The sequence below is a fragment of the Fervidobacterium pennivorans DSM 9078 genome (assembly GCF_000235405.2).
GTDB lineage: Bacteria > Thermotogota > Thermotogae > Thermotogales > Fervidobacteriaceae > Fervidobacterium > Fervidobacterium pennivorans.
In genome coordinates this window covers 655,280-675,363 of record NC_017095.1, presented here as the reverse complement: position 1 = coordinate 675,363, position 20,084 = coordinate 655,280, and the positions used below count along the sequence as shown (strand labels likewise).

Genomic DNA, 20,084 nt, shown 5'->3' with positions numbered 1-20,084 from the left:
AGAGAGTGAAGAAGAGAGAAATGTTTCAGAAGGATGTGACAATCACCGGAAATAAGAAAGCAAAAAGAATACCCCAACGAGCTGATGGTATAGAATCTAAGAATAAACTGAAGATGGCTGCTATAGAACTCTTTAGCAAAAACAACTTTGCCGACGTGTCCATCTCCCAAATTACTAAACATGCAGGTTTGAGCACGGCTGCCTTTTATCAATACTACATTAACAAGTATGAATTGTTTCGAGAGATTGTTGACGATTTTATAAGAGACCTTAAAGAGTCATTGGAAGGGGAGTCTATAACAGATGTCGCACTAAAATATTTTGAATACTGCAAGAGAAATAAGAACTTAATCCAAGCCATGCATCTCAACGAATATCATTTCGAATGGTTAAGGAACGAATTTGAAGATGTAATACATTCTATCTCGGAGAAACATGGATTAACTGATGTTGGGCTCTTCTATTTCTGGTCACCAATAAGGTTTGCAATTAACTTTGGGAATCTGTTGGGAGTACAAGTAAAGCCTAAGGTTTTTCTCTCGCTCATTATGAACGGAATTCAAAAAGAAAAGAAGGAATTCCAAAATCTTCCAAAAGAAATATTTACGTTCACACCTGAAAAACATGTTCTCGAAGTAGATGAAAAACGAGAATTAATACTTGCAAATGCAGAAACCTTGTTTGGAACTTACGGCTACCAAAAAACGCAGATATACGACATTGCAAGGGCATCTGGAATCGGAGTTGGGACAGTGTATCTCTACTTTGAAAATAAAAAGCAAATCTTACGTGAATTAGTACGATGGATAAATAAGGGGCTAAGATACAACGTTAGAAAAGCCATGGAAAATGTTAAACACTATCCAAGGTTAGTTCAAGAGATAGCTGGGTTGTATGCCTTTGTCCAGTTTTTCAAAAGTCACGCGAGTATGTACAAAATCGTCAGAGAAAGCCAGTCATTAGATTTAGAGATTGCGAAAGATTATTACACATCGATATTTATTTCTTACTGCAAAGCTCTAGAAAACTCAGTTAAGGACGGGAAACTCCAACTAAATTTGGAAAAATTCAAGACTATTGATACAAAAAGCATTTTACAATACATTGCCATTCTACTAATGGGAATCGGTCATTATTTGGGTGAACGATACATTCTTGCAGGCAAAGTTTCTGATACAGAAAAGTTGGAACGCTTTTTGGAAGATATTTACATTTACCTCTCCGAAGGCTTGGGGGTGGCGATGTGAATCTAAGAGAGGAATATCAAAAAAAGCTTGTTGACATTGACAAGGTGCTGTCGATCCTTCAAGATAACTGGACAATCGTTGTTGGAATGACTCCCATGGAGCCGAAAGTTTTCCTTAGAAACTTGCATCGAACACAGGTAAGTGGCTTGGAAATTTATACGTGTTTAAACACCGAACCTTATGAATTTTGTTCAAACGAAGAATATTTCAATAGATTTTACAATTATTCTTGGTTTTTTGGACCTTACAACCGAAAGCTTTCAAAAAACACATATTATGTTCCGAATAATCTGCACCAAGCTGGTATGAACCTTATACAGTCTACAAAAATAAATGTTTTTGTCGGAGTAGCCTCTCCTATGGATGAAAAAGGATTCTTCACATTGTCGGCAAGCGTTGTCTACGAGAAGGATGTACTTGAGAACGCAGATATAGTTATACTCGAAGTAAATCCGAATGCTCCAAGAACTCATGGTGATACTCATGTTCACATTTCCGAAGTTGATTACATAATAGAGGTTGACTATCCTTTGCCCCAAGCCGAACTTCTTGAACCAGCTGAAGTTGAGAAAAAGATAGCAGAACATATTGTGGAACTTATAGAAGATGGTTCAACTATTCAGCTGGGCATTGGCGGAATCCCAAATGCTGTTGCAAAGTTCTTAGTTGAGAAAAAGGATTTGGGTATACACACAGAGATGTTTACGGAGAGCATGATAGACCTCTTTGAGGCAGGAGTTATCACGAATAAGAAAAAAACTCTTTGGAACGGAAAGTTTGTATGTACGTTTGCTTACGGTAGCCAGAGAATGTATAAGTTCATTGACGACAATCCATCTGTACTGTTCTTGAGAGGTAGGTATGTGAACGACCCATACATCATAGCCCAGAACGAAAAGATGGTCAGTATCAACACTGCACTCATGGTCGATTTGACAGGAAATGTTTGTTCTGAAGCAATTGGAACAAGTCATTATAGTGGCACGGGTGGTCAGCTGGATACTCATAGGGGTGCGGTAAAGAGCAAGGGAGGTAAAGGCATCATAGCGATGAGGTCAACTGCTAAAGAAGGCCAGGTTTCCACGATAGTTCCACTACTACCACAAGGTTCACCTATCACAGTTCCACGGCAAGAATTGGATTACGTTGTGACAGAATGGGGCGCGGTAAGACTTAGAGGATTACCAACAAGGAAACGTGCACTTGCGTTAATATCAATAGCACATCCGGATTTTCGTGACTACTTAACAAAAGAAGCTCAAAAGCTGGGATTAATCTAAGTGTGTAGAGCTATTCTTGCTTCCATTTTATTCCATCATAGGAGGTGGGTTGTATGAAGAAGTTGTTAAGTGTTATTCTTATGCTTATCTTTTTGGTAAGCGTGTTTGCTGAAGTTGGTGTCTATAACGACAAAGTTGTTGTTGGAACATTTCAAGCGCTGTCTGGTCCTTATGCTGTCATCGGGCAAGAAATGAGCAAAGGGATGAAAGCGTACTTCAACTGGATTAACAGCAGAGGCGGTATCCATGGAAGAAAAATAGAACTAATAATCGCTGATGATCAACTCAACCCAGCAAAGACAGTTGTCGAGGTCAAGAGGTTAGTTGAGCAAGACAAAGTTTTTGCAATTGTCGGTGGACTCGGAACCTACGGTTGTTTGGCAGTTATGGATTACCTCGAACAGAACAAAGTTCCATTTGTATATCAAGGTGCGGGAACATCAAAACTCGTTATTCCTCCGAAAAAATACATCTTCGGTGTCCAACCAGACTACACTCTTGAGGGAACTCTTATTGGTAAATACGTAGGAGAGATTGCGAAATTCAAAAATCCAGCAATCGTTTACATGAACAACGATGTTGGCTTAGAAGGCTACGCTGCGTTTAAAGCCAAGCTTGAAGACTACAAAATGAAACTGGTTGTTGAGATTTCCTACAACCCCGCTGATACAGATTACAGCGGACTTGTTGTAAAGCTCGTTGAAAAAAATCCAGACGTTATTGTTATCTACGGACTTATTACGGACACAATAAGATGGATCAAAACAATTCGCGACTACGGGCTTGATAGTAAGATAATTACCATCTATCCAAATGCCGACCCCTCCTTCATAAAACTAGCAGGTAAATATGCTGAAGGTGTTATTTTTACAGGATGGGTACCACTTCCAACTCCTGATAGACCAGAATTTGTGAGAGATTACCAAAGAGCTATCTCTATTTATCAACAAACGTATCCAAAAGAAATAATGTCCTCATATGCAGTTGCCGGATTTATCGCAGCAGAGGTGTTCACAGAAGGATTGATTAGGGCCGGAAAGAACTTGACAAGGGAAGGTCTTGTGAAGGCTCTTGAAAGTTTCAAAAATTGGAATGGTATACTTGCAAAAGATATTACATGGGGTCCAAACCTTAGGCGCGGTAAGTCCTCAATGTATTTCATGGTTGTTAAGAACGGTCAATTTGTGCCACTCACCGACTTAATTAGGCCATAACAGTTTGAACAATATTTTCGAAAAAGAATATTTCAAGGTAGTAATCGCAAAGTATTTTGATTGCTGAAAGCTTGTGTGCCGCGGGCGATAGTCAAGGTGAAATAAAGGCTCTTCACGATAAAAGCCCGCGGCTTTTGTAAGTAAAAATAAGAATGAAGGGTAAACAACGGAAACAATAAAAACGGGAGTTGAGAAGTGATGCTGAAGCTTGAGAATATAACTGTTAGGTTCTCTGGACTTGTTGCAGTTGACAATCTTTCGATGGAAGTTGGGGAAAAGACCATACATTCCTTGATAGGACCTAACGGTGCTGGGAAAACCACTGTCTTTAACGCTATATCTGGATTGGTTAAACACGATGGGAGGGTTATCCTTGATGGCAAGGATATTACCCACGTGCCGGTTCACAAAAGAGTTTACCATGGTCTTGGAAGAAGTTTCCAGAACATCATTATTTTCAAATATATGACTGTTTTGCAGAACTTAATGCTTGGCTATCACTCGAGGTTGAATTACAATCATCTCGACGAGGTTATGCACACGAGTAGGTTTTCACTGGAGGAACGCAAGGCAAGGTTGCGAGCTATTGAAGTAGCCGATTTGCTTGGTATAAAGAGCATACTGGGAGTTTATGCTGGAACACTTCCATACGGTTTCCAAAAACTCATTGACGTGGGAAGAGCACTTATGACGGAGCCAAAAATACTCCTTCTCGATGAACCCGCTGCAGGTTTGACCGAGAAGGAATCAGATATTCTCAAAGAGAGAATCATTAAGATAAAAGATAAGGGGATTACTGTTTTTCTGATTGAACATGATATGCGAATGGTGCTCGATATATCGGATAGAATAACCGTAATTAATTTTGGAAAAAAGATTGCGGAAGGGTCCGCTCAAGAGGTTATAAATAACGAAGAAGTTATAAAAGCGTACCTTGGTTCAGGTACGGCAACCGCCCAATAATGGTTCAGAGAGGTGAAAATGATGAAACCTTTTCAGCCAACGGATGCTAAGGACATTCTAATCAAGGGACTTAATGTTTGGTATGGACCTGTTCATGCCGTAAAAGGTATAGATCTGAATATTCCATCGGGTAGAGTAACTGCCATTCTTGGTGCCAATGGAGCAGGAAAAAGCTCAACATTAAAGGCTATTGTTGGAAGTGTCAAATACAGTGGAACGATAATCCTTGGAAACGAATCCATAGATGCTCTACCTGTTCATATGAGAGTAAAGAAGGGAATTGTGTTGTGTCCAGAGGGTAGAGGGATATTTTATCAAATGACCGTAAAAGAAAACCTTTTGGCAGGGGCCTACACAAACAGGAGACCAGATTTTGACTTTGTTTTTGATATCTTTCCATTTTTAAAAGAACGGCTCAACCAAATAGCAGGTACTTTGTCGGGTGGAGAACAACAAATGTTGGCAATTGCAAGAGCTTTGATGGCCAATCCTAAATACTTGCTCCTCGATGAGCCGTCACTTGGATTGGCTCCTATCGTTATTGAGAAAATTACAGAAGTAATAAAACATATCAACGATTCTTTGAAAATCACAATTGTACTTGTAGAACAAAACACTTCCGTAGCTCTCAGCATTGCACATTATGGTTATGTTTTAGAAAACGGAAGAGTGGCACTCTCGGGCAATGCAAAAGAGCTTAGAGATAATCCGGTTGTTCGTGAGAAATATCTTGGAGGTGTTAAAAAGTGATAAACCAAATACTGCTTGGTCTTTCAACAGGCGCTATGTATTCATTAGTTGCTATAGGGCTTGTCATGATGTATAAAGTGAGCGGTGTTATGAATTTCGCCTACGGAAATATGGGGATGTTCATGACTTACGTAATTTGGTGGCTGAGTTCTTCAATAGGGCTCAATATATTTGTTTCCATAGCACTAGGAATAATGTTTGCAGCTCTTATGGGTATCTTAGTTGAGCGCTACGCCTTGAGACCTATAAGACATCTTTCTCACGGTTCAATGCTTATCGTTACATTTGGAATACTCATGATTTTGGAAGGGTTGGCTGTCCAACTCTGGGGAACTGAATATAAGTCGTTCCCTGAACTTATATCAGGGGCTCCTTATGTAATAAGGGGAGATTTTGGAATAATGGTTATCCGCAGGCAGGACATACTAGTATTTTCTATCCTTGCTGTGATTTCGATTGTTATCGCTTTGTTTACTAAGTTTACCAAGTTTGGTATCGCCGTTCGTGCGGTTTCGGAAAACGAAGAAGTTGCAGGCTACATGGGTATAAATGTGGGGTCAATTCTAGCATTTTCCTGGGCTTTTGGAACAGCTATGGCTGCGCTGGTTGGAGTAATTGCTGCACCTAAAGTTTTTGTCTCACCAACAATGCTTACATTCTATCAAATACAAGGTTTTACAGCTGCCGTGTTGGGCGGGTTTGAGACATTTGCTGGGGCAGTTTTTGGCGGTTTGTTGTTGGGTGTCATAGAGAAAATCGTGGGTAATTACATTTCTGAAGGTTTTAAGGCTTCCATCTCGCTGGTTATTATAGTGATAGTCTTGGTCTTTTTCCCGAATGGTTTGTTTGGAAGAAGAGTAAGGAGGCGAGCTTGATGTTTTGGATTTGGTTAATACTAGCGTTGTTGCCATTTTTGTTACTACAAAATGCTTTCATAATTACCATACTTAGCCTTGTAGGAATTTACGCGCTCGCCGCATTAGGTTTAAACTTGATTATGGGATATTCAGGGCAAATATCGATAGGTCACGCAGCCTTTATGAGCATAGGTGCTTACACTTCAACTCTGCTTGTTATGCACTATAACATCCCCATTGTTTTTGGAATCCTATTGGGTGGAATAACAGCTTTTATCTTTGGTATTTTAATAGGTTTTCCTGCACTCAGATTGTCAGGCTTTTACCTTGCTATCGCAACAATGGGGTTTGTTGTTGCTATTGAACAACTCTTCAGTTACCTTGAACACATTACAGGTGGTCATGCAGGGATAAGGAACATACCTTTTCCATTCTTATGGAATTCCGATGTAGAAAAGTATTTGTTAGTAATTGCTTTCTTATTCGTTGCTTACGTTGTTGCTGATAGGCTAATAAACTCCAAGACCGGACGTGCTTGGATGGCGATTAGAGAGAATGAAACTGCGGCATCTGTGATGGGTGTAAATATTGCTTGGTACAAAGTCCTTGCTTTTGCGATTGGTTCCATGTTCGCTGGTATAGCTGGTGCACTTTATGCACATGTTATTGGTTATATAGCCCCGAGTGATTTTGGAATAGCAAAGTCTCTCGACTTGCTAGCTATATCCGTTATAGGTGGTATGGCGTCGGTAGATGGTCCTTTCTACGGAGCACTTATTTACGTTGCCATGCCATTTTTGTTTAGCAGGTCAAACTTTTCACTTACTATTATTTTCGGTGCTTTACTGATTTTTGTGGTTCTGTTCATGCCTTTGGGAATAAGTTTCTACGTAAAGATGTTCAGAATGAATTACCTCAACGCTATTATAGCGTATCTAAAAAAATCCAGAAGACCTTTTGGAACGTTTGTTCAAACCCACGTTGGACGAATACACTATATTAAACATGGAAACGGAAATATCCCAGTTGTATTAGTCCATGGAAATTTTGCTTCTTCCAGATTCTTTGAGCCGTTCATACAAAAGATTCCCAAAGACCAGTTCACGGTTTACGCACTTGACTTGCCGAACTTTGGTTTTTCGGATGAGCTTCCGGGGGATGTAAGTATCGAAAAATACGTTGATGCCTTGGAAAAGTTTGTTGATACCCTTGGAATAAAAAACTTCATATTGCTTGGTCATTCTTTAGGTGGGGCAGTCGCCATGGGTTACGCTGTAAGACATCCCAAAAACTTAGCTAAATTGATACTAGTCGATCCAGCACCGATATTTGGTATGCCTCGTTACGATGAATCGGCTTACAAAATTGTAGATGTTTACAGAAAAAACCCAGATATGATTAAACGAGCTTTGATGATGAACGCTCCGAATTACGATGATGAAAAGTTCTTTGATAAAATAACATCAGATGCTCTAAGAATGGCAAAGAAAGCATTCATAGGTAATGCAAAAGCTCTTGCAGATTATAACTACACAGATAAAGCATTCTTGGTAGAAGTACCTGTTGTAGTAATTTACGGTGATAAAGATGTTATACTCGATTACGAAAGTATGAAGAAAACAGCGGAGGCTTTTCCACAAGGTAAGTTGATAGTGCTGAAAGATATCGGTCATAGTCCGGTTATAGAGGCACCGGAAGAGGTTATAAAGCACCTCACAGATGGAGTAACATAATTTTCATAAAAATTTTTGAACGATTTTGATAGTGAACATGTCAAAACTATTGGAGACGTGTGAGAGGTTTCGAACATTTATGTTTTATCAAATTACGAAAGGGAGGGAACTATGGTGAGGAAGTTGTTACTGATGGTTGTTTTGGTGATGGCAGCGGCAGGATTTTCGTTCATAGGTGTTCAGGCTGAAAATCTGCAAGACCAGGTTTACGCTTTGTATGGAAGATTCGATGCAGGAATACTCACTCTGATGTATCCAGTTGGCTCATATGATTTTGAAACTCAGGAATTTAGTATGGTATCACAGTTCGATGTGAACGAGCTGATGTTTGGTTTGAACCTGAAGCTGCCACTTGGGCTTTTATACGTACGTGGTGCTGCTTATACGACCGTCGGTAACGTGATGAACTTTTCGCAAAATGGCACACTCGGTATCTATGGTAAATTAGGCGCAGGTCTTAATGTTTTGTTCCTAACGGCTGAAACTGGAGTAAGACTCTTTTATCTATTTGGGGATCCGGAATTCCAATTCAACTTTTCACCTCAGTATTTCTACATCTCTCTTGGGCTTTCTTTCTGATACCTCATTTAACTGAATTTCGAACCTTGCTAGTACTTCTTAAACCAAAGATATCTTTTTATAATCAAGCAATAATTTCTATCAGTTTTTTCAAGATAAATTCCGTAGCTCTCACATCGTCCTCGTTGTAGGTCAGTATCTCTTGGAGTATCCTTTTATCTCCAGTTGTTAGATATTCTGCGTAAGAGTGAACCACAAGCTGACCGTTTAACTGCGTGCGCCAATTAAAGCCAAAGTACCTTGCTATACTCTTGAGTGAATAAGAAGGAACTGGCAGGGCTACGTGGTCGATATACAGCTTGTACACATCGATAAATCGATTAAAAAAGTTTTTGGACAGTTCAACGTTATATCTCCGAGCCAGTTTTTTAAACCTATTTATCTCGTAGTTATGAAAATGGTAAACCGGCTTATTTGTCTTGGAAATGTAATTAACAACTTCTTTAAAGACATTGGACTCTGAACTTGGGTCTGAAGCCAAAAATGGTATATAAACACCATCATCCAGTATTCCAAAAAGATAATCAAAATTTAACGGAGTATAACTTTCAATATCGAGATATAACCCTTCGGAAATCTTCGGGACAGGTCTAATAAGTATAGGTCTATTTTCTATGATACTTTTGGCTTGGACAGCAAGCCGTTTAGCTTTTTCCTTCCCAAGCAGTTGCTCAACTATTGGGTTCATATTTATTACATCTTTTAATGTGTTAATACCATACGAATTCAATTTCTCTAAGGTCTTTTCTTTTACACCGTGTAAAAATGTTAAACTTTCTGAATTGACAATTTCCTTGAAACATTCTGGAGAAAATGGGCACGTTCGACATAAGTGAGTCTTCATTACCCTGAATTCATCTGTTTCACAGAAACTCCCTATCATGGAAAGCATTCTACTAACGTATGGTTTCCAGTTAACAGAAACACTGTAATAAGGGCTCTCAATTATTATCGCATCCAACTTTTTTCCGTTGCTCTCAATGACATATCCAACGAACGCACTTTCAAGCATATGGTATTCAGAAAGCTTTTTTCCAGTTTTCAATATCTTCACGACAAGTGGGTTTTCAGAAACGATTTCGTCAACTTCAGCAACGAGAATACAACCAAAAGCGTCTGTTTGAAAGTTAGAAACAGACAATAGGGATTTTTTATTTCTTTCCCTGTGTCTTATTTCAAACTTTGCCTTTCTTGGACAAAAGTATATGGTTTTCACATCTTTACTTGAGATTACCATTTTTCACACCTTCGAGGTTTAAGTATTCTTACATTAAAAATACTTAGCCAGGAACTCCGCTATAAACTTATCACCAAAAAACTTCCTGACAAAATAGTAAGTCATCTTGTTACCAAAGCCTGGAATGTATAAGGGCTTACCCTTTTCGAATGCCCTTAGTGCACCAGCTACTACCAGTTCAGGTTTCATTAACTTACCGTTAGTTTCCATCTTTGCCCTTTCGAAAAACTTTGTCTCAGTGGGACCGGGAGCAACACACAAAACGTGAACATTTTTGGATTTCAACTCAGCCCACAAGCTCATTGAAAGGTTGTAAACATAAGCCTTTGTTGCACCATACACTGCCAAATGAGGAATTGGAAAGAAACCCGCAACTGATGCGACATTTATTATCCCACCACATTCTCTTTTTGCCATTTCACTTCCGTAGTAATGAGTTAATTTCGTTAACGAAGAGATGTTTAACTCTATCATCTGGACATAATCATCAAGACTATTGCTGAAGAAATCACCGTAAAGTCCAAATCCAGCATTATTTACGAGCAAATCAATATTGAACCGTGAAGTATTATCGAGAATCATATCCAAATCTTTCGTAAGGTCTGCTTGCAAAATAACAACACTTGAATTCGAGATTTTGTGAATCTCATCTGCCGTTTCTGTCAACGCTCTCAAGTTTCTTCCAGTGAGTATTAAGTTAAGTCCTCTTTTGGCAAGGTGAAAAGCGAATTCTCTGCCAATTCCAGAGGAAGCACCTGTCACAAGTGCCCACCGGTATACCCCAAGGTCATATTTCTTTATCATTCTCTCCATACCTCCTCACTCACATTGAATTATACACTCTCTATGGTAAAATAGGAAGTGATAACTTCGTTTTTCGAACAAAATGAAGAAATTCTCATTTATACACGCGGGGTGAGACGATAACATATGAGTAACACTGTCAAAGATATTCTTAAAATAGCCATTCCGGTATCAGTGGAGAATCTCATTGCTAACACGGGTACATTCATCCTTACTATCTTCTTATCACAAATGGGAGAAAAGCAAGTTACCATAAACGGGATTGCAAATCAAGGTTCTTTCCTCGTCATACTTTTTCTATTCGGTCTGAATACCGGAGGAGCTATTTTTGTCTCTCAATACTGGGGTAAAAAGGATGAAGAAGGTATAAGACGTGCTTCAACTCTCATGATCTACTCCTCCTTAATAATAGCGCTTGCGTTCTTCGTTTTTACTTTTTTCTTTCCTGAATTCTTTTCAGCCATTTTCACAAATGATAAGTCTGTGATACAGAATTCTGTTCCATTTCTTAGAATCATCTCGATATCATACTTTGGCTTGGCTTTAGAAATATCGTTCAGAACCCTTCTTCGCGGGATTGAGCTTGCCTTGATACCTATGGAATCTTACATTTTTGGCACAGCGTTGCAAATTTTTCTTGCATACACACTTATTCACGGCTTACTGGGCTTTCCGAAACTTGGATTACTGGGGATAGCAGTTGCGACCACTATCGCAAGGTTTTTTATCCCAATCTATCAGATAATACGTGCAACCTTTTTAAGAGTTCCATACAGCTTTACTTTCTCACACATTGACGGAAATTTTATAAAGAAATTCTTCGAGTTTGCAACGCCCACAACTTTGAATGAAATATCCTGGTCTTTGGGTATGACTACATATGGAATTATTTTTGGACGTATGGGAGTTCGTGTCTACGCTGCAAGAAACATTCTATCTTCCTTTGAAAACTACGTTTGGACAATAACTTTTGGTTTGGTCATAGCAGCATCTGTGATGGTTGGAAAAATGATTGGGAGGCTTGAATATGATAGGGTTCACAAGTTCAGCAGAAGGATGTTAATTATTAACTCCGTAATGGGTTTGGCATCCGCACTTGTAATTATTGGGGTATACTATTTATTACTTCCAACTTTTAAGATAGACCCTGTGACAAAAAGAATGCTTACCGCAACCATGTGGGTTATGGTCATCGGAGCACCTATAAAATCTTTCAACGGTGTTGGGGTTGTTGGTATATTACGAGCAGGTGGTGATGCGAAATTTGCATTCATTCTCGAAACACTTACACTGTGGGCTATTGGCATTCCTCTTACTTTCCTTGGTGCATTTGTATTGAAACTATCGCTTCCATGGGTCTATTTCCTAACTTTGTCTGATGAAATCGTGAAAGCCGTTATCGTTCTTTTCAGAATCAAAAGCGAAAAATGGATAAAAAATGTCACAATAGAAAACGTTGAATTGGTGATTCCCGAGGTTCATGAAGAACACCTATGATATCATCCAGTTTCAGGAGGAAGGAATATATGAAAATTATCAAAAGTCAAAATATATACGAAAAAGTTCAGGAAAAACTAGAAGAAATCAACACAAATCTCAATCCGAATACCCAACGGCTTTTTGAAAGTTACACAGGACCCTTTGCAAATGAAATCAGAGAAAATATAAAGATTGCAAAAGAAAAGAAAATACCACTCTGTCAAGACACCGGAATTGTTGAGTTCTTTGTATTTAAACCTTACAACCTGTCGCTTGAGGAATCTTTACAAAAAACTCTGTTCAGAGTTGTTAAAGATACTTACGAAAAGAATGGCTACCGAAAAAGTACAGTTTTGGATCCACTTTATTTAAGAAAGAACAAGGGTGATAATTTACCAGCAATAATTCATGAGTTTGAAGTTGAAACTTCTGATGGATTAGAAATTTGGATGATTGCCAAAGGTGGAGGAAGCGAAAACTTATCTGCACTTTACATGATACCGCCATCATCTACTGAGGACGATGTAATCAACATCGTGGTCCAGCATATTTTAAAGAACGGACCAAATGCTTGCCCTCCAATCAACGTTGGTATAGGTATCGGTGGGACAGCTGATATGGCCATACTTATCTCAAGGTTTGCCTTGTTTACAGATGAATATTTTCCCAAATTGCCTTATCTTGAAAGGTACGATGATTTAGCACAAAAACTACATTCGCTCATAAACGAACTCCACATCGGCGTTCAGGCACTGGGCTTTGGACCCACTTGTCAAAGCGTTAAGGTATACGCTTATCCTACTCACATAGCAACACTTCCCATCGCGATAAGTGTGGATTGCTACCTCTCACGCACAGGGAGAGTGGTTATCAATGAATAAAATAGATAAAATTGCTCTCTGCGATTTACGCAATTTGAAGGCAGGAGAATCGTTTTACTATTCTGGAACTCTATTAGTAATGCGTGATGCAGCGCATAAAAGGATTATCGAAGAAGAAAGAGAAACAGGCAAACTGCCAATATCTCTATATGGTAAGATTATCTTCTACGCGGGTCCTACATTTTCCAATGGTAGGATGGTAATAGGTCCAACGACGTCAAAAAGGATGGATAAATTCTTAGAATACACACTTTCAAAAGGTGTAATTGCAACTATTGGTAAAGGAGAAAGAACACATGAGGCAATAGAGGCTATAAAGAAATACAGAGCACCATATTTAGTTGCTCCGAGCGGATGTGCTGCATATCTATCGGAAAAAATCTTAGATTGGAAAATCGTTGCATTTGAAGAACTCGGACCAGAAGCAATTTATGAAATCACTGTAAAAGATTTTCCATTGGTTGTAGCTATAGATTGCAATGGGAATTTGCTTAGACAAAATGGTTAACTACAAACACTACCCTTAGTTTACGGCTTGGACCCACTCTCGAATCTTTTTGATGATTTCATCTTTATCCTCTTTTGATGGATTAACGAAATGGAGAGGTTCTAAGAACTCGTTGTTTTGAAGAGCTTCTTTTATCTGTTTCACACATCTTTTGATAGTTCCACCACCGTTTGTAACAACGATACCTACTTTTTTTCCTTGAAGTTTTTGCTCATTGCTCATTATAGACAATAGCGTATTGATAGGTGAGGCGCAATTTCCTGCCCACACAGGAGTGCCAATTACTATCAGGTCGTATTCTTGTAGATTTGGAATTTTAGTTTTCAGTGCAGGTTTTTCTCTGAAGACCGAGGATTTCCCACACCAGAAGTATTTCTTGAACCCTTTCATTGGGAAAGGTTTTACTAACTCAAGTTCAACTAAATCTGCCGTTAATTCTTGTGCCAATAACTCGGCAACAAACTTCGTGTGGCCATCAAGAGAATAGAAGATAACTATGCTCTTCATACCCTAACCCCCTTTCAAAAGTTGGAATTTTCTACATCAATGGCTACATCAATCAAAATATCATAATATTCCTTCCAGCGCTGTGCCACCACAGCTCGTGTGTAGCCTTGAGGATCACACCTTTCATCAATTTTTGGGATAAGCATCCTGCAACTTTCTGGACGGGTTTCAAATGAAAGCTCACATCCGGTTGGTGTCAAAAACGTGCATTCACCCGAATATCTATGGTCAAACACACTACCCTCAAATCCTTTAACGGCAGGTCGGACAAAATATAGTCCTTCTTCCTGACTAACCCAATCAACTGTCCATCTACCTGAAGATAAGGCTTTGAACAGATTTTCTCTGAATTTTTCAATATCCGGTGCCCCAAAATCTTCAGGTGTCGCAAGTCCAGGGTATGTTTTACAACATTTTCCACCACAAATCTTGCAAACTTCAGGATTTTCAATCCCGATAGGTTTATTCATAAGATATACCTCCTATTACAGTATCTTAACTTTAGCAAAGCTTTGTGATATCATATGAACCAAAGAAACCTTACATAACATCTTACAATATATTTTATCACCAAACAATTGGAGGTGGTTGAACTGCAAATCTTTATCCCCGAAAAGTATCAATATATGCCTTCCAAAAAAATCTTCCTTGCACGTGCGGGTGTGATTTATTCAAAGGCTATAGATGATGAAAAGTTATTGGAGATTGCAAACAAGATATATCTAAAAGGATTAGAAGTAGCAAAACCGTTTGTTTACTGGGATGTTTTCAAAAAAGACCAAATTCCGGAAACTGCAATACCTGGGAAATTTAAACAGTACGATACATTCCTGGTTTTCATTTCCACACTAGGAAACACTCTCGACGAAGAAATCGAAAATCTTTCGCAAACATCAACGCTTGAGGCTATGTTACTCGACGCCTGGGGTTCTGAAGCTATTGAAAAGCTCAATGACACTTTTGAACAGATTTTCAAAAGTCGTAACAACTGCGAGCTAACAATGAGATTTTCCCCGGGATACGGTGATTTGCACATAACTGTGAACAAGACTTACGTCGAACTACTTGGTGTTACAGACAAAATCACAGTGCTTGATACAGGACTTATGATTCCAAGAAAAACAACGACTTGTATTGCGGGAATTGTAAAATAGGCTCTTTTTTTTAAAAAACCCATCCCCTGTTGGGATGGTTTTTTCAATAACTTATCATAGATAACATCTCTACCCGCTAATACCACCACTTGAGAAAGGAGGTTTGGCAAGGGGGGGCAATATACTCTTCGAGTCTGCGTTTTTCCAACACAAAAGGATACCCATGTCAAGCCAAAAATCTTCATCTCTCTCACCGGGTTCCCGGCCTTTCCCCGTGCCTTAAGTTCATCTCACGTTCATGTAATCAAAGCAAACAATTTTTGACACATTTAAAAAGCAATCTCTGAGTAGTACTACAATCTATTAGACCTAAGGAGAGTAAAAACCGTTCAAAGAATCTTTTTGTTCCATCTTCAATGAAAAAACCCTGCAATATTAAAGATAATGTTAACTAAAAGTATTGAAACTTTCCAAAAACCGCATTGTCCTTTAAAGAGGGGACACCCTCCAACCAACTCTTGACAAACGAGGTTCTCCAAGATGAACAACTCAACACTCTCCTGTCCCAAATGCGGTTCCACCAGCTTATACAAAAACGCTCAAAAGGTTTTTGTGTAGTCAAGAATCTTTGGAAAATGCACAATGGTAATATCAATCTCATTTTTTCACACTTACACTCTTTCATCACTACAAGTTAACACTATCATATTAAAAAGAAACCCCATCCCTTTCGGGATGGGTTAGATAAATTGGTAATTTTCTTACCACCATTTCTGCACACTGAATGTATATTCTAAGCCCGCATCTGTTTCTGTTGCTTCCGGTAATCCGTTTTGTCTAACTTTGTTTGCATCAACATCTTTACCTGTGTACGTAATTGTAACTGTGTATTCTCCACCTGTAGGTCCACTAACTGATAGTTCAAAGTTTGCTGGTACACTGCTAAGATATCCAGCGTTTTTCAGTGTGTCAAGGTCAGTCGGGGTTGATTTTTCCGTGTTGAAGTAATTTTCAAATGCTACCCTGATGTTCCTAAAATTCTGTGCAACCTGACTTGCCTTTGCGTTTTTCACAGCGTTAAGCGCAAGTGGTGTTGCAACTGACATAAGCGCTGCGATAACTGCAAGAACAATCAAGAGTTCAACCAATGTGAAACCTTTTCTCATAATCCCAACCTCCTTTTTTAGGATTTGAATTTGTTTTTTCAAATCTTCTATTAATATTATCGCACAAGCTTTTTGTTTTTGGATAGTTTTGGGTTAAACGGTTAGCATCTCGGGATAAAATGCAAGCAAATCATTATGAAGTGCATTAATTTTAGGATGAAATTTTTACAACAACTACCAAGATTTTTGTATACTAAACGAGTAAACCAACTGTTTTTCTGTTCCTTCAGTTTTTTCTCGAACATCTGGAAGAATTTCTAAAACTTTCTTGAGGTCAATATTCGATTTTGAATAAATTATCTGAACAATGTACTCGCCATTTTCATCGGCATTTTCGAAATTAATTGAAAAGCCATCGGGTGAAAATGAAAGATAATTCTTCTCAACAAGTTCTTCCATGCTCACTGGTTTGTGTTTTTCGATTTTTATGTAACTCTCCACTACCGTTCTTATTGCTCTAAAATTTTGCGCAACCTGATTTGCTTTGATATGTGAATTGTGCTTGCAGGTGTTAGATATATCGTCACTGCTATCAAAATGGCGATAATTATTATAACAATGAGCAGTTCGATTAGAGTGAAACCTGTTTTCATACTGCTCACCACTTTTTGAAAGATGTCGAAAATATTTTACACCGTTCTTTTTGTCGTTTCGTTACAAAAACACAAAAGGCTACTTTTTTGAGATGAATAGCTTTCTCTAACTAATGAACTGCAAAAATACTGGTGTAAAGACAAAAAAACACCGCGGTTTATATTCCGCGGTGTTTTGTTATGGCTTTTCTTTTTTTTGTTTATTATTCTCCAACTTGCATTCTGACAAATCTGGAAACCTGGATGTTTTCTCCTATCTTTGCAATTGCTTGTTGTATCATATCTTTGATTGAAATTGTTTGGTCAAGCGCGTATTTTTGCTCAAGTAAGCAGTTGTCTTGATAGAAACTTTCAAGTTTTCCCTCAATTATCTTTTCGATAACCTGAGCAGGTTTACCAGAATCTTTCAGTTGTTCTCTGTATATTTCTTTTTCCTTTTCGATAACATCTGCTGGGACATCTTCTCTTTTGACCCATCTTGGAGCCATAGCTGCAATGTGCATTGCAATTTTGTTTCCAAGTTCTTTGAATTCATCTGTTCTTGCAACAAAGTCTGTTTCACAGTTGAGTTCGAGAAGGACACCTATTTTTCCGTTGTGGTGAACATAAGAGATGATAAGTCCTTCCTTAGTTTCTCTTCCTGCCTTTTTTGCAGCTTTTGCAAGCCCTTTCTTTCTGAGTATTTCTATAGCCTTTTCCATATCGCCGTTTGCTTCAGCGAGTGCGGCTTTACAATCCATCATACCAGCACCTGTTCTTTCACGAAGTTCTTTAACCATTTGGGCGTTAATTTCCATACCATCCAACCTCCTCTACGTATTTTTGTGATGTATACTTCACTTATTAAATCCTTACTTCTCGCCATTCAGCATCGAACACTAAGATATAATTGTAACCTAATTCTTTGAGTATTTCAATACCTCTCTCAATTCCTCTTCCTATCTGTTCCAATGAATGTGCATCGGAACCGATTGTTATATTCCTGCCACCAAGAGATTTGTAAAGTTTCAGAAGTTCAGTGGAAGGGTTCGGTTCTCCGTAAATTTCAATAGCTGCGGTGTTTACTTCTAACATTTTGCCGTTTTTGATAAGTATCTTCATTATCTCACTGATAATATCGTAGAGTTCCACGGAAAACGGTTCTTTGTTTCTGTGATATCTTCTTGGAAAATCAAGGTGTGCGAGTGTGTGATACTCGTCGAATCTTCTCATTATATCGAGCAAACGAAGAAGGTAATTTTTGTAACTCTCTTGAGTAATCGGTTCTTCTACATAGTGATGGGAAAGCAAAACGTAGTCAAATTTCTTTGTATTGACTTTTAGTTCTTTCAACCCATCCCAACCGAGTTCGACCCCCACTGGAAGTGAGTATTTTTCCATTTCAGAACGATAAGAATCAATATCTATGATATTCGCGTGCTCATCGGCAAGTTCATAGTGGTCTGTAATTATTATGTGATTTATTCCTTTTTCTCGAGCAGTTTCAATTATGTCCTCAACTTCCGACTGTGAGTCTGGTGAGTATCTACTATGAATATGGTAATCTGCTAACAAGGTTTTACTTTTTGCGCTCACTTGTTAACCTCCTCTATTGCCTTTATTAAAGCGGTAAAGAGTGGATGCGGTGCCCCAACTTTTGATTTGTATTCGGGATGATACTGGATACCGACAAAGAATGGGTGGTCATCTAACTCTATAGCTTCGAGAAATTCAGACTTTCCGGATATAGTTAATTTGTAACCTTCTTCTCCTGGGAATTTGTATAAAAACCCAAAGTTAACAGTATCTGCCTCATATCGATGTCTATGTCTTTCGTAAACCTCTTCTTGTCCGTAAATACTATAAAGCTTTGTGCCTTTAAGAACCTGCATCTTTTGAGCGCCGAGCCTCATTGTGCCACCAAGGTTCATGATTTTCTTTTGCTCTTCCATCATATTTACCACGGGATAAGGAGTTTCAACATCAAATTCTGTTGAATTGGCACCTTTCAAATTGAAGACATTTCTTGCAAATTCTATAACCATAAGTTGCATTCCAAGGCATATACCAAGGATGGGCTTTTTGTTCTCTCTCGCATATTTTATAGCTTTTATCTTGCCTTCAATTCCACGCCTGCCAAATCCACCTGGGATTATCAATGCATCGAAACTGGAGAGCTTTTGTGCAACACCTTCATCGTCCAGTTCCTCAAGTTCCTGCGCATCTATGACAACTGGTTTTTGAACACCGGAAAGGAAAATCGATTCAATGATACTTTTGTAAGCATCGTCCGTTCCAAGATATTTACCAACGAGTGCTATTCTGTATGGTTTAAATGATTTTGGATATGACCAGCCTAATGGTTTTTCTTCGATTTGAATATTAAGTCGATTGGCAACAAGTTTGTGAACACCCGCTTCGTAGAGTGTTTCTGGAATTTGGTAGACATTTCCAACATCAGGTAGATTTATGACCATGTCTCTTGGAACACCACTGAAAAGTGCTATTTTATAAAGACTTTGGGAATCTATTGGCATTTCACTTCTGACAACAATAACATCCGGCTGAATTCCTATTTTTCTCAGTAACTGGACAGATTGCTGCGTTGGTTTTGTTTTGAATTCGTTGGTAACTCTTAGATAAGGCACGTAAGTAACATGAATAAACAGAAAATCGTTTCTGTTCTTTTCAAATGCGAGCTCTCTAACTGCCTCAAGAAATACTTCGCCTTCTATGTCTCCAACGGTTCCTCCTATTTCGATTGAAAGCACTTTCCCCGGCATTGATGTAATTCGCTCTTTTATTTCAGAAGTAACATGTGGAACGACTTGAACAGTGGAGCCAAGATATTTTCCTTCGCGCTCACGTTGGATTATCGTCGAATATATCTGCCCTGCTGTGATGTTGTTTCTTCTTGACATACTAACACCTAAGAATCTTTCATAATGTCCGAGGTCCAGGTCCGCTTCGTAGCCGTCATCAGTGACGAAAACCTCTCCATGTTGATTTGGGTTCATCGTTCCTGCATCGACATTTAAATAAGGGTCTATTTTTAACACATTTATGTCAACCCCAACTTCTTTTAAAAGTCTCGCAAGTGATGCGGAGAATATTCCCTTTCCAATACCGCTCAAAACACCACCAGTTACTACTATGTACTTTTCAGGCATCATTACACCCCCACGAAAAAACGTATAGCTTTTCTACCAATTC

22 protein-coding genes are annotated in these 20,084 nt (G+C 38.7%); 12 read left to right on the top strand and 10 right to left on the bottom strand.

What is annotated here, in order from left to right:
* Positions 1-5: 5 nt before the first annotated feature.
* From FERPE_RS03120 to FERPE_RS03085, 8 genes are all read left to right on the top strand, one after another.
* Positions 6-1,247, top strand: coding sequence for a TetR/AcrR family transcriptional regulator (locus tag FERPE_RS03120; RefSeq protein WP_014451228.1), 1,242 nt, complete (start codon positions 6-8; stop codon positions 1,245-1,247).
* Positions 1,244-2,527: an acetyl-CoA hydrolase/transferase family protein gene (locus FERPE_RS03115; RefSeq protein ID WP_014451227.1), complete on the top strand. Its 1,284-nt coding sequence runs from the start codon at positions 1,244-1,246 to the stop codon at positions 2,525-2,527. Before FERPE_RS03120 ends, FERPE_RS03115 begins: the two co-directional genes overlap by 4 nt.
* 53 nt (positions 2,528-2,580) lie before the next feature.
* A complete protein-coding gene (locus tag FERPE_RS03110; protein WP_014451226.1) occupies positions 2,581-3,741 on the top strand; it encodes an ABC transporter substrate-binding protein in 1,161 nt (386 codons plus the stop codon).
* Positions 3,742-3,939: 198 nt separating this feature from the next.
* On the top strand, positions 3,940-4,704 hold the full coding sequence (locus tag FERPE_RS03105) for an ABC transporter ATP-binding protein (RefSeq protein WP_014451225.1): 765 nt from the start codon (positions 3,940-3,942) through the stop codon (positions 4,702-4,704).
* An 18-nt stretch (positions 4,705-4,722) separates the two neighbouring features.
* On the top strand, positions 4,723-5,454 hold the full coding sequence (locus FERPE_RS03100; protein WP_014451224.1) for an ABC transporter ATP-binding protein: 732 nt from the start codon (positions 4,723-4,725) through the stop codon (positions 5,452-5,454).
* A complete protein-coding gene (locus FERPE_RS03095) occupies positions 5,451-6,329 on the top strand; it encodes a branched-chain amino acid ABC transporter permease (protein WP_014451223.1) in 879 nt (292 codons plus the stop codon). The genes FERPE_RS03100 and FERPE_RS03095 overlap by 4 nt, the downstream gene beginning before the upstream one ends.
* Positions 6,329-8,044, top strand: a complete 1,716-nt coding sequence (locus tag FERPE_RS03090) for an alpha/beta fold hydrolase (RefSeq protein ID WP_014451222.1) — start codon at positions 6,329-6,331, stop codon at positions 8,042-8,044. Before FERPE_RS03095 ends, FERPE_RS03090 begins: the two co-directional genes overlap by 1 nt.
* A gap of 114 nt (positions 8,045-8,158) precedes the next feature.
* Positions 8,159-8,623, top strand: a complete 465-nt coding sequence (locus tag FERPE_RS03085) for a hypothetical protein (RefSeq protein ID WP_041262798.1) — start codon at positions 8,159-8,161, stop codon at positions 8,621-8,623.
* 64 nt (positions 8,624-8,687) lie between these two features.
* On the opposite strand, the gene FERPE_RS03080 is transcribed toward FERPE_RS03085, so the two are convergent.
* Positions 8,688-9,860, bottom strand: coding sequence for a TM0106 family RecB-like putative nuclease (locus FERPE_RS03080; RefSeq protein ID WP_014451220.1), 1,173 nt, complete (start codon positions 9,858-9,860; stop codon positions 8,688-8,690).
* A gap of 33 nt (positions 9,861-9,893) precedes the next feature.
* Entirely contained in the window at positions 9,894-10,664 is a 771-nt protein-coding gene (locus FERPE_RS03075) for an SDR family NAD(P)-dependent oxidoreductase (protein WP_014451219.1), read from the bottom strand.
* Positions 10,665-10,790: 126 nt separating this feature from the next.
* On the opposite strand from FERPE_RS03075, the gene FERPE_RS03070 reads away from it, so the two are divergent.
* Genes FERPE_RS03070 through FERPE_RS03060 form a run of 3 tightly spaced genes read left to right on the top strand, consistent with a single transcriptional unit; the run spans position 10,791 to position 13,532 of the window.
* Positions 10,791-12,161 (top strand): MATE family efflux transporter, encoded by a 1,371-nt coding sequence (locus FERPE_RS03070; RefSeq protein WP_014451218.1) that lies wholly within the window; start codon positions 10,791-10,793, stop codon positions 12,159-12,161.
* 29 nt (positions 12,162-12,190) lie between these two features.
* A complete protein-coding gene (locus FERPE_RS03065) occupies positions 12,191-13,024 on the top strand; it encodes a fumarate hydratase (protein ID WP_014451217.1) in 834 nt (277 codons plus the stop codon).
* A complete protein-coding gene (locus FERPE_RS03060; protein ID WP_014451216.1) occupies positions 13,017-13,532 on the top strand; it encodes a FumA C-terminus/TtdB family hydratase beta subunit in 516 nt (171 codons plus the stop codon). The genes FERPE_RS03065 and FERPE_RS03060 overlap by 8 nt, the downstream gene beginning before the upstream one ends.
* Before the next feature lie 15 nt (positions 13,533-13,547).
* Here FERPE_RS03060 and FERPE_RS03055 read toward each other — a convergent pair whose 3' ends face one another.
* On the bottom strand, positions 13,548-14,039 hold the full coding sequence (locus FERPE_RS03055; protein WP_014451215.1) for a flavodoxin family protein: 492 nt from the start codon (positions 14,037-14,039) through the stop codon (positions 13,548-13,550).
* A gap of 14 nt (positions 14,040-14,053) precedes the next feature.
* Positions 14,054-14,509, bottom strand: coding sequence for a YkgJ family cysteine cluster protein (locus tag FERPE_RS03050; protein WP_014451214.1), 456 nt, complete (start codon positions 14,507-14,509; stop codon positions 14,054-14,056).
* Positions 14,510-14,665: 156 nt separating this feature from the next.
* Between FERPE_RS03050 and FERPE_RS03045 the strand changes: the two genes are divergently transcribed.
* On the top strand, positions 14,666-15,193 hold the full coding sequence (locus FERPE_RS03045) for a methionine synthase (RefSeq protein WP_041262797.1): 528 nt from the start codon (positions 14,666-14,668) through the stop codon (positions 15,191-15,193).
* A 701-nt stretch (positions 15,194-15,894) separates the two neighbouring features.
* On the opposite strand, the gene FERPE_RS03040 is transcribed toward FERPE_RS03045, so the two are convergent.
* The 6 genes from FERPE_RS03040 to FERPE_RS03020 form a co-directional block, all read right to left on the bottom strand.
* Entirely contained in the window at positions 15,895-16,299 is a 405-nt protein-coding gene (locus FERPE_RS03040) for a type II secretion system protein (protein ID WP_014451212.1), read from the bottom strand.
* A gap of 174 nt (positions 16,300-16,473) precedes the next feature.
* Entirely contained in the window at positions 16,474-16,740 is a 267-nt protein-coding gene (locus tag FERPE_RS03035) for a hypothetical protein (RefSeq protein WP_041262795.1), read from the bottom strand.
* 8 nt (positions 16,741-16,748) lie between these two features.
* Positions 16,749-16,892, bottom strand: coding sequence for a prepilin-type N-terminal cleavage/methylation domain-containing protein (locus tag FERPE_RS10330; protein ID WP_082204733.1), 144 nt, complete (start codon positions 16,890-16,892; stop codon positions 16,749-16,751).
* A 203-nt stretch (positions 16,893-17,095) separates the two neighbouring features.
* Complete coding sequence (tsf, locus tag FERPE_RS03030) at positions 17,096-17,689, bottom strand: translation elongation factor Ts (RefSeq protein ID WP_014451211.1); 594 nt, start codon at positions 17,687-17,689, stop codon at positions 17,096-17,098.
* 46 nt (positions 17,690-17,735) lie between these two features.
* On the bottom strand, positions 17,736-18,467 hold the full coding sequence (locus tag FERPE_RS03025) for a histidinol-phosphatase HisJ family protein (protein ID WP_014451210.1): 732 nt from the start codon (positions 18,465-18,467) through the stop codon (positions 17,736-17,738).
* Complete coding sequence (locus FERPE_RS03020) at positions 18,464-20,041, bottom strand: CTP synthase (protein WP_014451209.1); 1,578 nt, start codon at positions 20,039-20,041, stop codon at positions 18,464-18,466. Before FERPE_RS03020 ends, FERPE_RS03025 begins: the two co-directional genes overlap by 4 nt.
* Between the last annotated feature and the right edge of the window lie 43 nt (positions 20,042-20,084).

What these genes read in the sequence shown, in the direction of transcription:
- FERPE_RS03110 (WP_014451226.1), top strand. Translation starts at nt 2,581, where the DNA reads ATGAAGAAGTTGTTAAGTGTTATTCTTATGCTTATCTTTTTGGTAAGC.
- FERPE_RS03105 (WP_014451225.1), top strand. Translation starts at nt 3,940, where the DNA reads ATGCTGAAGCTTGAGAATATAACTGTTAGGTTCTCTGGACTTGTTGCA.
- FERPE_RS03100 (WP_014451224.1), top strand. Translation starts at nt 4,723, where the DNA reads ATGATGAAACCTTTTCAGCCAACGGATGCTAAGGACATTCTAATCAAG.
- FERPE_RS03090 (WP_014451222.1), top strand. Translation starts at nt 6,329, where the DNA reads ATGTTTTGGATTTGGTTAATACTAGCGTTGTTGCCATTTTTGTTACTA.
- FERPE_RS03080 (WP_014451220.1), bottom strand. Translation starts at nt 9,860, where the DNA reads ATGGTAATCTCAAGTAAAGATGTGAAAACCATATACTTTTGTCCAAGA.
- FERPE_RS03075 (WP_014451219.1), bottom strand. Translation starts at nt 10,664, where the DNA reads ATGATAAAGAAATATGACCTTGGGGTATACCGGTGGGCACTTGTGACA.
- FERPE_RS03070 (WP_014451218.1), top strand. Translation starts at nt 10,791, where the DNA reads ATGAGTAACACTGTCAAAGATATTCTTAAAATAGCCATTCCGGTATCA.
- FERPE_RS03065 (WP_014451217.1), top strand. Translation starts at nt 12,191, where the DNA reads ATGAAAATTATCAAAAGTCAAAATATATACGAAAAAGTTCAGGAAAAA.
- FERPE_RS03060 (WP_014451216.1), top strand. Translation starts at nt 13,017, where the DNA reads ATGAATAAAATAGATAAAATTGCTCTCTGCGATTTACGCAATTTGAAG.
- FERPE_RS03055 (WP_014451215.1), bottom strand. Translation starts at nt 14,039, where the DNA reads ATGAAGAGCATAGTTATCTTCTATTCTCTTGATGGCCACACGAAGTTT.
- FERPE_RS03050 (WP_014451214.1), bottom strand. Translation starts at nt 14,509, where the DNA reads ATGAATAAACCTATCGGGATTGAAAATCCTGAAGTTTGCAAGATTTGT.
- FERPE_RS03045 (WP_041262797.1), top strand. Translation starts at nt 14,666, where the DNA reads ATGCCTTCCAAAAAAATCTTCCTTGCACGTGCGGGTGTGATTTATTCA.
- FERPE_RS03040 (WP_014451212.1), bottom strand. Translation starts at nt 16,299, where the DNA reads ATGAGAAAAGGTTTCACATTGGTTGAACTCTTGATTGTTCTTGCAGTT.
- FERPE_RS10330 (WP_082204733.1), bottom strand. Translation starts at nt 16,892, where the DNA reads ATGAAAACAGGTTTCACTCTAATCGAACTGCTCATTGTTATAATAATT.
- tsf (WP_014451211.1), bottom strand. Translation starts at nt 17,689, where the DNA reads ATGGAAATTAACGCCCAAATGGTTAAAGAACTTCGTGAAAGAACAGGT.
- FERPE_RS03020 (WP_014451209.1), bottom strand. Translation starts at nt 20,041, where the DNA reads ATGCCTGAAAAGTACATAGTAGTAACTGGTGGTGTTTTGAGCGGTATT.